Annotated in this window: 14 protein-coding genes and 1 pseudogene; 9 read left to right on the forward strand and 6 right to left on the reverse strand. The window is 71.1% G+C overall.

Annotation, left to right across the window (positions count from 1 at the left end; genetic code table 11):
• Nucleotides 1-118 precede the first annotated feature (118 nt).
• From ACWCPF_RS44835 to pssA, 6 genes are all read left to right on the forward strand, one after another.
• Nucleotides 119-2,158, forward strand: a complete 2,040-nt coding sequence (locus ACWCPF_RS44835) for a protein meaA (RefSeq protein WP_451050926.1) — start codon at nucleotides 119-121, stop codon at nucleotides 2,156-2,158.
• Nucleotides 2,155-3,120, forward strand: coding sequence for an HpcH/HpaI aldolase/citrate lyase family protein (locus ACWCPF_RS44840; RefSeq protein ID WP_451050927.1), 966 nt, complete (start codon nucleotides 2,155-2,157; stop codon nucleotides 3,118-3,120). Before ACWCPF_RS44835 ends, ACWCPF_RS44840 begins: the two co-directional genes overlap by 4 nt.
• Nucleotides 3,121-3,124: 4 nt before the next feature.
• Entirely contained in the window at nucleotides 3,125-3,637 is a 513-nt protein-coding gene (locus ACWCPF_RS44845; RefSeq protein ID WP_451050928.1) for a MaoC family dehydratase, read from the forward strand.
• 2 nt (nucleotides 3,638-3,639) lie between these two features.
• Nucleotides 3,640-4,845, forward strand: a complete 1,206-nt coding sequence (locus ACWCPF_RS44850) for an acyl-CoA dehydrogenase family protein (protein ID WP_451050929.1) — start codon at nucleotides 3,640-3,642, stop codon at nucleotides 4,843-4,845.
• 170 nt (nucleotides 4,846-5,015) lie between these two features.
• On the forward strand, nucleotides 5,016-5,672 hold the full coding sequence (locus tag ACWCPF_RS44855) for a phosphatidylserine decarboxylase (protein WP_451050930.1): 657 nt from the start codon (nucleotides 5,016-5,018) through the stop codon (nucleotides 5,670-5,672).
• 22 nt (nucleotides 5,673-5,694) lie between these two features.
• A complete protein-coding gene (gene pssA, locus ACWCPF_RS44860) occupies nucleotides 5,695-6,513 on the forward strand; it encodes a CDP-diacylglycerol--serine O-phosphatidyltransferase (RefSeq protein ID WP_451050937.1) in 819 nt (272 codons plus the stop codon).
• 130 nt (nucleotides 6,514-6,643) lie between these two features.
• Here the strand turns inward: pssA and ACWCPF_RS44865 are convergent, their stop codons facing one another.
• Nucleotides 6,644-7,762, reverse strand: a complete 1,119-nt coding sequence (locus tag ACWCPF_RS44865; protein WP_451050938.1) for a glycerate kinase — start codon at nucleotides 7,760-7,762, stop codon at nucleotides 6,644-6,646.
• A 220-nt stretch (nucleotides 7,763-7,982) separates the two neighbouring features.
• Here ACWCPF_RS44865 and ACWCPF_RS44870 point away from each other — a divergent pair, with 220 nt between their 5' ends.
• From ACWCPF_RS44870 to ACWCPF_RS44880, 3 genes are all read left to right on the forward strand, one after another.
• Nucleotides 7,983-9,074, forward strand: a complete 1,092-nt coding sequence (locus tag ACWCPF_RS44870) for an ADP-ribosylglycohydrolase family protein (RefSeq protein WP_451050939.1) — start codon at nucleotides 7,983-7,985, stop codon at nucleotides 9,072-9,074.
• The gene (locus ACWCPF_RS44875; protein WP_451050931.1) at nucleotides 9,071-9,571 is read left to right on the forward strand and encodes an NUDIX domain-containing protein; all 501 of its coding nucleotides are present in this window, start codon (nucleotides 9,071-9,073) and stop codon (nucleotides 9,569-9,571) included. The genes ACWCPF_RS44870 and ACWCPF_RS44875 overlap by 4 nt, the downstream gene beginning before the upstream one ends.
• Nucleotides 9,572-9,637: 66 nt before the next feature.
• Nucleotides 9,638-10,375, forward strand: coding sequence for an SIR2 family NAD-dependent protein deacylase (locus tag ACWCPF_RS44880; RefSeq protein WP_451050932.1), 738 nt, complete (start codon nucleotides 9,638-9,640; stop codon nucleotides 10,373-10,375).
• A 13-nt stretch (nucleotides 10,376-10,388) separates the two neighbouring features.
• Here ACWCPF_RS44880 and ACWCPF_RS44885 read toward each other — a convergent pair whose 3' ends face one another.
• The 5 genes and pseudogenes from ACWCPF_RS44885 to ACWCPF_RS44905 all read right to left on the reverse strand — a co-directional run.
• Complete coding sequence (locus tag ACWCPF_RS44885) at nucleotides 10,389-10,919, reverse strand: methylated-DNA--[protein]-cysteine S-methyltransferase (RefSeq protein ID WP_451050933.1); 531 nt, start codon at nucleotides 10,917-10,919, stop codon at nucleotides 10,389-10,391.
• Between the two features lie 12 nt (nucleotides 10,920-10,931).
• Nucleotides 10,932-12,434: an AlkA N-terminal domain-containing protein gene (locus tag ACWCPF_RS44890; RefSeq protein WP_451050934.1), complete on the reverse strand. Its 1,503-nt coding sequence runs from the start codon at nucleotides 12,432-12,434 to the stop codon at nucleotides 10,932-10,934.
• A gap of 79 nt (nucleotides 12,435-12,513) precedes the next feature.
• Nucleotides 12,514-12,981 carry a DUF7144 family membrane protein gene (locus ACWCPF_RS44895; protein ID WP_451050935.1) on the reverse strand — a complete coding sequence of 156 codons (468 nt, stop codon included), beginning with the start codon at nucleotides 12,979-12,981 and terminating at the stop codon, nucleotides 12,514-12,516.
• Nucleotides 12,978-14,264: a hypothetical protein gene (locus tag ACWCPF_RS44900; RefSeq protein WP_451050936.1), complete on the reverse strand. Its 1,287-nt coding sequence runs from the start codon at nucleotides 14,262-14,264 to the stop codon at nucleotides 12,978-12,980. The genes ACWCPF_RS44895 and ACWCPF_RS44900 overlap by 4 nt, the downstream gene beginning before the upstream one ends.
• Before the next feature lie 128 nt (nucleotides 14,265-14,392).
• Nucleotides 14,393-14,767, reverse strand: a pseudogene (locus ACWCPF_RS44905) (dihydrolipoyl dehydrogenase); the annotation flags it as partial.

Here is a 14,767-nt window from a genome sequence, read left to right on the forward strand (position 1 = left end):
TCGGCGTCCTCGCGCTGGCCCCCGAGGAGGGGCTGGGCGTGCGCGACCACGAGAAGCGCGCCCGGCACATCGACGCCATCAACCGCTTCCGCAACATCTGAGACACCCGAGGTCATCGATGACTGAGCGTCAGAAGGACCGGCCGTGGCTCATGCGCACGTACGCCGGTCACTCCACGGCCGAGGCGTCCAACGAGCTGTACCGGCGCAACCTCGCCAAGGGCCAGACCGGTCTTTCGGTCGCGTTCGACCTGCCCACCCAGACCGGGTACGACTCCGACCACATCCTCGCCCGCGGCGAGGTCGGCCGGGTCGGCGTGCCGGTGGCCCATCTCGGTGACATGCGCAGGCTGTTCCAGGACATCCCGCTGGAGCAGATGAACACCTCGATGACGATCAACGCCACCGCCATGTGGCTGCTGGCGCTCTATCAGGTCGTCGCCGAGGAGCAGGGCGCGGACATCACCCGGCTCCAGGGCACGACCCAGAACGACATCGTCAAGGAGTACCTGTCCCGGGGCACGCACGTGTTCCCGCCGGGGCCCAGCCTGCGGCTGACGACGGACATGATCGCGTACACGGTCTCCCACCTCCCGAAGTGGAACCCGATCAACATCTGCAGCTACCACCTGCAGGAGGCCGGGGCCACTCCGGTGCAGGAGATCTCGTACGCGATGTCCACGGCGATCGCCGTGCTGGACGCCGTCCGGGACTCCGGGCAGGTGCCGGCCGAGAAGTTCGGCGACGTCGTCGCCCGGATCTCGTTCTTCGTCAACGCGGGCGTCCGCTTCGTCGAGGAGATGTGCAAGATGCGCGCCTTCGGCCGCATCTGGGACCAGGTCACCCGCGAGCGCTACGGCATCGAGGACGCCAAGCAGCGCCGGTTCCGCTACGGCGTCCAGGTCAACTCGCTGGGCCTGACCGAGGCGCAGCCGGAGAACAACGTCCAGCGGATCGTGCTGGAGATGCTGGCCGTGACGCTGTCGAAGGACGCACGCGCGCGTGCGGTACAGCTGCCCGCCTGGAACGAGGCGCTCGGTCTGCCGCGGCCCTGGGACCAGCAGTGGTCGCTGCGCATCCAGCAGGTCCTCGCCCACGAGAGCGACCTGCTGGAGTACGAGGACATCTTCGAGGGCTCGCACGTCGTCGAGGCGAAGGTCGCGCAGCTGGTCGAGGACTCCCTCGCGGAGATGAAGCGGATCGAGGCGATGGGCGGGGCGATGGCCGCCGTCGAGTCCGGCTACCTCAAGTCGCAGCTCGTCTCCTCGCACGCCGAGCGCCGGGCGCGGATCGAGTCCGGCCAGGAGAAGATCGTCGGCGTCAACGTCTTCGAGACGACCGAGCCCAATCCGCTGACCGCCGATCTCGACACGGCGATCCAGACGGTCGATCCGGCGGTCGAGACCCGCGTGGTGGCCGCCTTGCAGAACTGGCGCGACACCCGCTACCAGCCGCCGTTCAACCACCCCCGCCCGTGCAAGGCGCTGGAGCGGCTCAAGGAGGCCGCGAAGGGCACCGGCAACCTCATGGAGGCCACCCTGGAATGCGCCCGCGCCGGGGTCACGACCGGCGAGTGGGCCGGGGCGCTGCGCGAGGTGTTCGGCGAGTTCCGGGCGCCCACCGGCGTGTCGTCGGCACCGGTGGCGGTGCCCGCGGAGGAGGGTTCGGCCATGGCCGACGTCCGCCGCCGCGTCGAGGCGACCGCGCAGGACCTCGGCGTCGGCAAGCTGCGGTTCCTGGTCGGCAAGCCGGGGCTGGACGGGCACTCCAACGGCGCCGAGCAGATCGCCGTACGCGCCCGTGACGCCGGGTTCGAGGTGGTCTACCAGGGCATCCGGCTGACGCCCGAGCAGATCGTGGAGGCCGCACTGGAGGAGGACGTGCACGCCGTGGGCCTGTCCATCCTGTCCGGCTCGCACGCCCAGTTGGTGCCGGACGTGCTGGATCGACTGCGTGTGGCCGGTGCCACAGACATACCCGTGATCGCCGGTGGGATCATTCCGAACGGAGACGCCGAACAGCTGCGGGCCGCCGGCGTGGCCGCGGTCTTCACCCCGAAGGACTTCGACATCACAGGAATCATCGGCCGCATCGTCGACGAGATCCGCCGAGCGAACCAGCTCGCCCCCCTGCCCGACCCCCTGGAGGTCCCCGCATGACTACGCCCGTCAACCGGCTGCGCCCACGACGCTCCTGTCTCGCGGTACCGGGCAGCAACCCCCGCTTCCTGGAGAAGGCGCAGGGGCTCCCGGCGGACCAGGTGTTCCTCGACCTGGAGGACGCCTGCGCGCCGCTCGCCAAGCCCGAGGCGCGGCACACCATCGTCAAGTTCCTCAACGAGGGCGACTGGACGGGCAAGACGCGGGTGGTCCGGGTCAACGACTGGACGACCGAGTGGACCTACCGCGACGTCGTGACGGTGGTCGAGGGGGCCGGCCCGAACCTCGACTGCATCATGCTGCCGAAGGTGCAGAACGCCCAGCAGGTCGTCGCCCTGGACCTGCTGCTGACGCAGATCGAGAAGACGATGGGCTTCGAGGTCGGCCGGATCGGCATCGAGGCGCAGATCGAGAACGCGCAGGGCCTGAACAACGTCAACGAGATCGCGCAGGCCTCGCCGCGCATCGAGACCATCATCTTCGGCCCGGCCGACTTCATGGCGTCGATCAACATGAAGTCGCTGGTCGTGGGCGAGCAGCCGCCCGGCTACCCGGCGGACGCCTACCACTACATCCTGATGAAGATCCTGATGGCGGCCCGCGCCAACGACCTCCAGGCGATCGACGGCCCCTATCTGCAGATCCGCAACGTGGACGGCTACCGCGCGGTCGCCCAGCGCGCCGCGGCGCTCGGCTTCGACGGCAAGTGGGTGCTGCACCCGGGCCAGGTCGAGGCGTCCAACGAGATCTTCTCGCCGTCGCAGGACGACTACGACCACGCCGAGCTGATCCTGGACGCGTACAACTACTACACGTCCGAGGCGGGCGGCAAGAAGGGCTCGGCGATGCTCGGCGACGAGATGATCGACGAGGCCAGCCGCAAGATGGCCCTGGTCGTCTCGGGCAAGGGCCGCGCCGCCGGTATGAAGCGCACCAGCACGTTCGAGATCCCGGAGGCGTGACGCGATGCAGTTCGGGCGCACCTACGAGGAGTTCGAGGTCGGGGCGACGTACAAGCACTGGCCGGGAAAGACGGTCACGGAGTACGACGACCACCTCTTCTGTCTCCTCACCATGAACCACCACCCGCTCCACCTGGACTCCCACTACGCCGAGAAGACGACGGACTTCGGCAAGAACGTCGTGGTCGGCAACTACATCTACTCGCTGCTGCTCGGCATGTCCGTCCCGGACGTCTCCGGCAAGGCGATCGCCAACCTGGAGATCGAGTCGCTCAAGCACGTGGCGCCGACCTTCCACGGCGACACGGTCTACGGCCAGACGACCGTGCTCGACAAGTGGCCGTCCAAGTCGAAGGACGACCGCGGGATCGTGTACGTCGAGACCAAGGGCTACAAGCAGGACGGCACGCTCGTGTGCGTGTTCCGCCGCAAGGTGCTGGTGCCGACCGAGACGTACATCAAGGAGCGCGGCGGCGAGCAGCCCGGCCGCCCGGAGCTCAGGGAGCAGGAGAAGTAGCCATGGCCCGTCTCGCCCAGACCGCCGGTCTGACCGACGTCCAGCAGGAGATCCTCGCCACCGTCCGCGACTTCGTGGACAAGGAGATCATCCCGGTCGCGACCGAGCTGGAGCACCGCGACGAGTACCCGCAGCACATCGTGGACGGCCTCAAGGAGCTGGGCCTGTTCGGTCTGATGATCCCCGAGGAGTACGGCGGTCTGGGCGAGTCGCTCCTCACCTACGCGCTGTGCGTGGAGGAGATCGCCCGCGGCTGGATGTCCGTCTCCGGCATCATCAACACGCACTTCATCGTGGCGTACATGCTCAAGCAGCACGGCACGCAGGCGCAGCGCGACGAGTACCTGCCGCGGATGGCGGCCGGCGACGTCCGCGGCGCGTTCTCGATGTCGGAGCCGGGCCTCGGCTCGGACGTCTCGGCGATCACCTCGAAGGCGGTGCGGGACGGCGAGGAGTACGTCCTGAACGGCCAGAAGATGTGGCTGACGAACGGCGGCACGGCGTCCCTGGTGGCCGTCCTCGTGCGCAGTGACGAGGGGCATCCGCAGGGCACCGCGCCGCACAAGTCGATGACGACGTTCCTGATCGAGAAGGAGCCCGGCTTCGGGGAGGTCCGGCCCGGCCTGACCATCCCGGGCAAGATCGAGAAGATGGGCTACAAGGGCGTCGACACCACCGAGATGATCATGGACGGGCTACGGCTGCCCGCCGATCGCGTGCTCGGCGGGGTCACCGGCCGAGGTTTTTACCAAATGATGGACGGCGTCGAGGTGGGCCGGGTGAACGTCGCGGCGCGTGGCTGCGGCGTCGCCCAGCGCGCGTTCGAGCTCGGCGTGCAGTACGCCCAGCAGCGGCACACGTTCGGCAAGCCGATCGCCCAGCACCAGGCCATCCAGTTCAAGCTGGCCGAGATGGCTACCAAGGTCGAGGCCGCCCATGCGATGATGGTGAATGCCGCACGCAAAAAGGACTCCGGGGAGCGAAACGACCTCGAGGCCGGCATGGCGAAGTACCTGGCCTCCGAGTACTGCAAGGAGGTCGTGGAGGACGCCTTCCGGATCCACGGGGGCTACGGTTTCTCCAAGGAGTACGAGATCGAGCGCCTCTACCGGGAGGCCCCGATGCTGCTGATCGGCGAAGGCACCGCCGAAATCCAGAAAATGATCATCGGACGCAGATTGCTCGAGGAGTATCGGTTCCAGGGCTGATTGTCCGGGTTGGGGGTGTTTTCTTCGAGAAGAAGATCACACCCTGTCCACTTCCCTCAGCCGTCGACTCGGCTTCCTGGCTTACCCAGTTGTGGCACCGAACCGCTACCATCGCGGAAAGCCGCCGTCCCCCTGTCGAAGCGCGGCATCATCCGCTACGAAGGTCATCCATGCCCCACAGCCAAACCTCTGCACACCGCGACAGCCTGGTGGGCGCACGCCTCGCGCGCGGAGCATCGCCGTGGCTTCTGCCGACCGTCGCCACCGCAGCCGTCAGTCTTCTGCGCGCCCGCCGCTCGGGCGCGGCCAAGGCCGTCGCCGTGCCCGCCACCGCTCTCGCGGCGGGCATGCTGTGGTTCTTCCGCGACCCCCAGCGCGAGATCGCCCAGGGCCGGGTCATCTCCCCGGCCGACGGTGTGGTGCAGAGCATCATGCCGTGGAAGGACGGGCGCACCCGGGTCGCGATCTTCATGAGCCCGCTCAACGTCCACGTCAACCGCGCGCCGCTGGCCGGCACGGTGACGTCCGTCGAGCACATCCCCGGCGGGTTCGTGCCGGCGTTCAACAAGGAGAGCGAGAACAACGAGCGCGTCGTCTGGCACTTCGACACCGAGCTCGGTGACATCGAGATGATCCAGATCGCCGGCGCCGTCGCCCGCCGTATCGTCCCCTACCTCCCCGAGGGCACGAAGGTCGAGCAGGGCGAGCGGATCGGTCTGATCCGCTTCGGCTCGCGCGTCGACATCTACCTGCCCGAGGGCGTGGAGATCGCGGTCGAGGTCGGGCAGAAGACCACGGCGGGGGTGACTCGCATTGACCGTGATTGACCCGGAGACACAGGCCGGCTGGGTGCCGGAGGCCGACGAGGTGGACGACGAGGAGGAGATGCCTCTCTCTCTTCGCCTGTCGATAGCGGACACCCTCACGCTCGGCAACGCCACGTGCGGCTTCATGGCGGTGTACTTCACGACCACCGGCATCCTGATCCCGCACCTCACCGACAGCCAGGAGTCCGGCATGGCGCGCAACAGCGCGGCCACGGCGGTCATCCTGATGCTCTGCGCGGCGGTCTTCGACCTGTTCGACGGCCTGGTCGCGCGCAAGCTGCGCTCCTCCCCGATGGGCGCGGAGCTCGACAACCTCTCGGACCTGGTCAGCTTCGGTCTGGCGCCGGCGTACTTCGTCCTCGTCTACGGCATGGTGGCGGACGACGCGTACCAGCGGGTCGCCGCGGTCGGAGCGATCGTGGTGCTGCTGGCGGTGGTGCTGAGACTCGCGAGATTCTCGTGCGTCACGGTCAAGGACGGCACCTTCCAGGGCATGCCGTCCCCGTTCGGCGCGTTGACGGTCGTCTCGATCGTGCTCCTGGAGCTGCCCTTCGCGGCGACGCTGATGGCCATCCTGGGCACCGCCTGGCTGATGGTGAGCCGCGTCGAGTACCCCAAGCCGCGCGGCCGGCTCGCCGGGGCGATGCTCTCCTGGATCGTGCTGTCGATGGGCCTGCTGGCGGCCTGGGCGTTCGACGCCCCGGGCGGCCAGCTGCTGCTTCAGACGGGTTGTGCGCTCCAGCTGGTCATGGGCGCGGTCATCCCGCTGTTCGCCACGGCCCGCCGGGTGAACAACTTCCGCGACAACCGACGTGAGGCCCGGGCGGCGCAGACCCCCTGATCCTCGTCCCTCGTCGAAACGGGTGTGGCCCGAGCCGCTTCAGGCTCGGGCCACACCCGTTTCGCATGCTGCTGAGCAGGCCTCTGAGCCGACCGCGCGCTCGGTCGCGGGGCTCAGCCGGTCGCGGGGCTCAGCTCAGGAAGTCGCGCGCGATGCGCTCCGCGACCCGCTCCAGGATCGGTCCGGCGTCCGTGATGCAGGTGGCGACGTCCGGTTCGACGTCGGTCAGCGGATACGCCCGGCGGATCCCGGCGCGCCCCAGCTCCACCGGCGGCAGGGCGAGCCGGCCGCAGACCGCGACGACCTCCTTGCCGGCCGCCCGGGCGGCCGCGGCGACGCCCGCGGGGGCCTTGCCGTGCAGGGTCTGCTCGTCCAGCGACCCCTCACCGGTGATCACCAGCTCGGCCCGCTCCAGCGCCGGCCCGAAGCCCAGCACGTCGAGCATGACCTCGATGCCCGCACGGAACCGGGCGCCGACGAGCAGCGCTCCGTAGCCGATGCCGCCCGCGGCGCCCGCGCCCGGCGCGACGGCGTACTCCGCGGCCTTCGGCCCGAGCTCGGCCTCCAGCACCTTCGCGTAGTGCGCGAGCGCCGCGTCCAGTGCCTCGACGTCGTCCGGCGAGGCGCCCTTCTGCGGCCCGTACACCGCCGGTGCGCCCTTGGGGCCGGTCAGCGGGTTGTCGACGTCGCTCGCCAGGACCAGTTCCACGGAGGACAGGCGCGGGTCCAGTCCCGACAGGTCCGCGCGGGACAGCTCCGCGAGGCCGCCGCCGCCCGGCGCCACCGGCTCGCCCTCCTCGTCGAGGAACCGCGCGCCGAGCGCGGACAGCATGCCCGCGCCGCCGTCCGTGGTCGCGCTGCCGCCGACGCCGAACACGATCGTGCGCACCCCGGCGTCCAGCGCGGCCCGCAGCAGCTCGCCCGAGCCGTACGTCGACGCCGTGAGCGGCGCGTAGACGCCGGCCGGGAGTCTCTGCAGTCCGCTGGCCTCCGCCATCTCCACGACCGCGGTGTCGCCGCGCACCGCGAAGGCGGCCGTGACCTCGTGCCCGAGGGGCCCGGCGACCCGCACCTCCCGGCGCTCGAAGCCGGCCGCGACCGCCGCGGCGACGGTCCCGTCACCGCCGTCGGCGACGGGCAGGGCCTCCACCTCGACGTCCGGCACGACCCGGCGCAGCCCGGCCGTCACCCGCTCGGCGACCTCCACGGCCGTCAACGAGCCCTTGAACTTGTCCGCGGCCACGAGCACCCGCCGGGTGCCCTGCGCTGCAACGTCCGCCACCTTGCATCCCCTTGCTGTACGGCCCCACGCACCTCGGGACCAGTCGCGCCGCTGCGACCTTAACCGGCGGACGCCCCCGCCGTCATGCGGTGCCCGGACCCTGGAACAAGCCTGAGCGCCGTCTGTGGGGCCGCCGAAACGCGCGAGTGCGCCCGGAATCGGGTAGACCGGAGCCATGACCGCAGCCATGACGCCTGTGGGCGGCACGACGCGACTCGCCGACCGGGTCCTCGGCGGCTGGCTCGGCCGGATCGCGGGCAACATGCTCGGCAAACCGGTCGAGCAGGGCGAGGTGTGGACGCGCGAGCGCATAGACGGCTATCTGCGCCGCGCCGGCGCCCTGCCGCTCACCGGCTACCTGCCCGAACCGGCCACCGAGGAGGACGCCCGGCTGCTGCGCCCCGAGTGGCGCGACTGCGTCCGCGGCCGCATCCACGGCAGCTGCCGCGACGACGACGTCGACTACACGATCCTCGGCCTGCATCTGCTGGAGACGCACGGCTTCGGCTTCAGCACCGAGCAGGTCGGCGAGCTGTGGCTGCTGCGGCTGCCGTTCCTGCAGACGTTCACCGCCGAACGCGCCGCCTACCGCAATCTCACCGCCGGCCTCAGGCCGCCGCTGACGGCCACCTACGACAACCCGTACCAGGAGTGGATCGGCGCCCTGATCCGCGCCGACGTCCACGGCTGGACCTGCCCGGGCCGCCCCGACCGCGCCGCCTCGCTCGCCCGCCGGGACGCGGTGCTCTCGCACACCGGCAACGGCGTGTACGGCGCGATGTTCGCGGCCGCGCTGATCGCGGCGGCGTTCACCGCGCCGACGGTGCACCGCGCGCTGGACGAGGCGCTGGCCGTCGTCCCGCCGCGCAGCCGCCTGGCCCGTACCGTGCGCCGGGTCGTCGCCCTCCACGACGCCGGCCTGACCTGGGAGGACACGCTCACGACGCTGGCCCGGGAGACGGCCGGCCTCGGCTGGATCCATGTCGTCCCGAACATCGCCGTCCTCACCGCCGGGCTGCTGTACGGCGACGGCGACTTCACCCGTACGGTCACGCTCACCGTGCGCGGCGGCCTGGACACCGACTCCAACGGGGCGACGGCCGGTTCGGTGGCCGGCGTCCTGAACGGCGCGGCCGCGATCCCGCCCCGGTGGACCGAGCCGCTGCAGGACACCGTGCGCAGCGCCGTGTCCGGCTTCGACGGCGCGCGCATCAGCGAGCTGGCGGAACGCACGGTTCGGCTGGCCACCGGCCCGACGCCCCCTACGCTTCCTGCATGAGCACCTCCAGCAAGCCCGACTTCGCCGCCTACGTGGCGTCCCTGCCCCGCGTCCTGGCCGGTGCCGCCGCGCTCTTCCGCGACGCCGAAGGGCGCGTCCTGCTCGTCGAGCCGAACTACCGGGCGGGGTGGGCGCTGCCCGGCGGCACGATCGAGTCCGACGAGGGCGAGAGCCCGCGGCAGGCCGCGCGCCGCGAGACGCTCGAGGAGATCGGCCTCGACCGCCCGCTCGGGCGGCTCCTCGCGGTGGACTGGGTGCTCGGCCCGGGCCGCCCGCCGCAGGTGGCGTACGTGTACGACGGCGGCGTCCTCGACGCGGACGACCTCGGCGCGATCCGGCTGCAGGAATCGGAGCTGCTGTCCTGGCGGCTGGTCGGGCGCGCGGAGATCACCGACTTCCTGCTCGGCTCACTGGGCCACCGGGTCCTGTCCGCGCTGGACGCCCTGGCGGAGGGTTCGGTGACGGCGGAGCTGGAGAACGGCCGCCCCGCCCACTGACCCCTCCCGGCCGTCCGCCCCGATATCCGCTCGCGGCCCTCGGCTCCCCGACCTACGCTCGCCCACATGAGCAAGCCCCTTGTCGCCATTCTGAGCGGGGCCGGGGTCTCCACGGACTCCGGCATCCCCGACTATCGCGGTCCCAACGGTGTGTGGCGGAAGGATCCCGAGGCCGAGAAGCTCGTCACGTACGCGTACTACATGGGCGATCCGGAGATCCGGCGGCGGTCCTGGCAGTTGCGGCGCAGGAACCGGGCCCTGGCGGCCGAGCCGAACGCCGCGCACCGGGCCGTCGTCGACCTGGAGCGCTCCGGGGTGCCGGTGCGGGTGATCACGCAGAACGTGGACGGGCTGCACCAGCTCGCCGGGCTGCCGGCCCGCAAGGTGCTCGAACTGCACGGCACCGCACGGCAGTTCGTCTGCACCGAGTGCCAGGTGCGCGGTCCCATGGAGGACGCCGTCGCCCGCGTCGAGGCCGGTGAACCGGACCCGCCGTGCCTGGAGTGCGGGGGCATTCTGAAGTCGGCCACGGTGATGTTCGGCCAGCGACTCGATCCGGTCGTGCTGGGCGAGGCCGTCGCCATCACCAAGGCCTGCCAGGTCTTCTTCGCCGTCGGCACCAGCCTCCAGGTGCAGCCCGCCGCCGGGCTGGCCGGCGTGGCCGCCGACCACGGGGCCCGCCTCGTCATCGTCAACGCCGAACCGACGCCGTACGACGACCTCGCCGACGACGTCGTCCGGGAGCCGATCGGGACGGCCCTGCCGAGGCTGCTGCGGGAGCTGAGCGCCGAGGGCGGCGAATAAGGCCCCCGTAACGCTAGAACAGCGTCGTCCCGTCCGGGGTCGCACCGCTCTCGAAGTCCAGCAGGCGCTGTTTGCGCTCCAGGCCGCCGCCGTAGCCGGTGAGCCCGCCGCCGGCGCCGATCACTCGGTGGCAGGGCACGACGATGCCGACGGGGTTCTTGCCGTTGGCGAGGCCCACCGCGCGGGAGGCCGACGGATTGCCGAGGGCTTCGGCGAGTTCGCCGTAGGTGCGGGTCTCGCCGTACGGGATCTTCCTCAGTTCGGCCCACACGGCGCGTTGGAACGGGGTTCCGCGCAGGCGGAGTTCAAGGGTGAACTCCTTCAACTCGCCTGCGAAATATGCCTCCAGCTGGGCTTCCGGCTCGGCGAACAGCGTGCCGTCGCAGGGGCCGAAGGCTTCCTCCGGCGGACGGTGGCGCTGCTCGGTCATGTAGAGGCCGCACAGGACGCCGTCGTCGGCGACGAGGGTGAGCGGGCCGTACGGGCTGTCGACGACCGTGTGCCGGTGCTGCCGGTCTCGCTTCAGCTGCTGTTGTTGCTGCATGACTGGATGTCCTTATACAGGAAGGAAGTTGATCGGGTGGCTGTCGGTCGCCCAGAGGTACTGGACGGCGTACGCGCGCCAGGGTCGCCAGGCCGCCGCGCGGGCGGTGAGCGCCGCCGGGGTGGAGGGCAGGCCCAACTCCTGGGCCGCGCGCCGGATTCCGAGGTCCGTGGGGAGGAACGCGTCGGGGTCGCCGAGGGCGCGCATCGCGATGACGTCGACCGTCCAGGGACCGAAGCCGGGCAGGGCGAGGAGCCGGGCGCGGGCCTCGGGCCAGTCGCTCTCCACGCCCAAGTGCAGGGTGCCTTCGGCCAGTTGACCGACGAGGGTGGTGAAGGTGGCGCGGCGGGTGCGGGGCATCGCCAGCGACTCGGGGTCCACGGCGGCGAGCGCCTCGGGGGCCGGGAAGAGATGGGTGAGGCCGCCTTCCGGATCGTCGACCGGTTCGCCGTACGCGGTGACCAGCCGGGCGGCGTGGGTGCGGGCGGCCGCGGTGGAGACCTGCTGGCCCAGTACGGCGCGCACGGCGAACTCGGCCTCGTCGACCGTGCGCGGCACCCGGCGGCCGGGGGCCTTGTCCACCAGGGGCGCGAGCAGCGGGTCGGTGCGCAGTCGGTCGTCGACGGCGACCGGGTCGGCGTCCAGGTCGAGCATGCGCCGGCAGCGGCTGATGGCGACGGTGAGATCGCGCAGGTCGCTGAGAGTGAGCCGGCAGCCGATATGGTCGGGGTTCGGGGTGAGCGCCACGATGCCGTGTCCGTACGGCAGCCGCAGCGTGCGCCGGAACGCGCCGTCGCGCCACTCCTCCACGCCCGGGACGCCGGTCGCGGCGAGGTGCCCGAAGAGGTTGTCGGGGTTGAGCGGGGCGCGGAAGGGGAGGCGGAGCGTGAGGGCGCCGCCGGAAGTGGCCGGGCGGGTCGACGGGGTCGAGGCGGTCTGCCGGGTGACGCGGGCGCGGAGTTCGCTCGGGGACAGGGCGAAGACCTCGCGCACGGTGTCGTTGAAGGTGCGGATGGAGGCGAAGCCGGCGGCGAACGCCAGGTCGGCCACGGGGAGTTCGGTCGTCTCGATGAGCAGGCGTGCGGTCTGCGCGCGCTGGGCGCGGGCCAACGCCAGCGGCCCTGCGCCGAGTTCGGCGAGGAGTTGGCGCTCGACCTGGCGGGTGCTGTAGCCGAGGCGGGCGGCGAGGCCGGGCACTCCGTCGCGGTCGACGACGCCGTCGGCGATCAGCCGCATGGCCCGGGCCACCAGATCGGCGCGCTGGTTCCACTCCGGGGAGCCCGGAGCGGTGTCGGGGCAGCAGCGCTTGCAGGCCCGGAAACCGGCCTGCTGGCAGGCGGCGGCGCTGGGCTGGAAGACCATGTTCTCGGGCTTGGGCGGCACCACCGGGCAGCTGGGCCGACAGTAGATGCCGGTGGTCAGGACCGCCGTGAAGAACCAGCCGTCGAACCGCGCGTCCTTCGACTGCACGGCGCGCACACAGCGCTCGCGATCGGTGTACATCCCGTTCTGCATGCCTCCAGCATCGACGAGCCACCGACCCGGCGCTGGCGAGAATCCGACATCGACCTCACGTGTCCTGCACCGCGGCCGGTCAGATCTCGGCTCGCTGCCACGAGGCCAGTGACCAGATGACGAACACGTCGATCGCCATGACGGCGACCGACCAGAACGGCTGGTACGGCAGGAACAGGAACTGGGCGACCAGGCTCAGCGCGGCCAGCAGGATGCCGGTGAAGCGGGCCCAGGTCATCCCCTTGAGGAGGGCCGCGCCGGTCGCCGCCGCCACCGCGCCGAGGACGATGTGGATCCAGCCCCAGCCGGTGAGGCTGAGCTCGTAGACGTAACTGCCGACGCGGGCGTAGACGTCGTCCTCGGCGACGGCCGCGATGCCCTGGAGGACGGCGAGCACCCCGCCGCACAGCATCAGGACGCCGGCGAAGACGACGCCGTCGCCGGGGCGGCCGTCGTCCGGGGCCGCCCGGCGTGGTCCGCCGCGCGGGGTGGACCACGCGGTGCCGATCTCTCCGTGCGGGTTGCCGGTCGGGGTCTGCGAGCTCATGCGGGGCTGTCCTTTCGGCGGGGCCGGGTCGCGAGGAAGTCGACGACGCCCAGCGCGAAGAGCAGGGCGAGGGCCAGGCCGACGACGACCCAGCCGGTCGGGTACGGCCACAGGAGGAAGGCCAGGACGGCGCCCGCGGCGAGGATCCAGGTGATCCAGGTGCGGTAGCGGTCGACGAACGGGCCGACCGGACCGGTGCGCAGTCCCGCGTTCTCCGCGGTCTCGCGCACGGCGCCGATGCCCGAGTGCCAGAGCCCCCGTACGAGGGCGGCATGGCGGCCGGGCCCGGTCAGCCAGGCGGCGAGGGCGATCACCACGCCGAGGGCGATCACCGACCGCACGGAGGTGCGCAGGAAACGGATGAGCGTGTCGTAGATAGAACCGGCGGCCGGCTGGGAAACGCCGGCCGGGAGGGCGTCCAGGTAGACGACCCGGAAAACGGTCAGCACGACGCCCAGAAGGAGGGCGGCGAGGGCGAAGCAGAGCGCGGAGACGATCAGGACGCGACGGCGGTGCGTCGAGAGCAGGACGCCTGCCGCCACCAGCAGGACCGCGATCACGGGCAGCCAGAAGCCCACCAGCTGGAGCAGCCGGAAGTAGGTCTTGACCTTGCCGATGTCCTCGGACTGGACGACCGTGAAGTTCGTGTGGATCTCGGGGATCTTGCCCGCGACCGTCATCCCGGAGTCGACCAGCCGTTGCTTGACCTGGTCGACGACCGGGGCGAGGTCGACGGTCACCGTGTCGTTCTCGATCTTCACCGCGCCGCCGCCGCTGCCCGTGAGGGCCTTCTCGACGGAGCTGTGGATCCGGCGGTTGGCGTCGACCCAGATCTTCTCGAAGGCCTCGGAGGCCACGACCGCCTGAGCCTGGTCGTACACGAAGCTGCGGACCGCGCTCTCCAGCGAGGGACCGAGCCTGCCGAGGGCCTTCTCCAGCAGCGGCCGCTGCTCCGGGGCCACTTCCTGGAGGAGCGTGGTGAGGTCCAGACGGTCCATCACCACGTTCGTCACACGGGTGGCGGCCGCGTTCTGGAGATCCTTGTCGGAGGCCAGTGGACGGACGGTGTCGACATAGCGGCCGGTGTCGCCCACGATGCTGGACGTCCAGGCCGCCACCAGGCCCAGCGGGGCCAGGACGCAGCCGAGGACGATGAGGACGACCGCGACGGTCGAGCGGACCCGGTGATGGGTGGGACGACGGGTGCGCTCCTCCTCCAGCGCCGCGATACGGGCCCTGAGCGCCTCCAGCTCCGCGTCCGCGGGAACACCGCTTTCCGGCATGGCGGGCTCCCTCGCCGTCGGTCCGGTCCGGGTCGGGCCGGTGGATGCCAGCACATCCCGGCCGTACGGCGGCGGCGAGCCCGGCGGTGCCGTTCGAGTGAACGGCACCGCCGAGGCGGTACGCGGAGCTACATGTTGATCATGTGGCCGGCCAGGCCGTGCACCGCTTCCTTGACGGCCTCGCCCAGGGTCGGGTGGGCGTGGACGTTGCGCGCGACCTCGTGGACGGTGAGGTCCCACTGCTGGGCGAGGGTCAGCTCGGGCAGGAGTTCGGTGACGTCGGGGCCGATGAGATGGCCGCCGATGAGCTCGCCGTGCTTCGCGTCGCTGATCAGTTTCACGAAACCGGTCGCGTCGCCCAGCCCGTGCGCCTTGCCGTTGGCGGTGAACGGGAACTTCGCGACCTTCACGTCGTAACCGAGTTCGCGGGCCTGGGCCTCGGTGTAGCCGAAGCTGGCGATCTGCGGCTGGCAGTAGGTGGCGCGCGGGATCATCACGTAGTC

Source organism: Streptomyces sp. NPDC001858 (assembly GCF_053594615.1).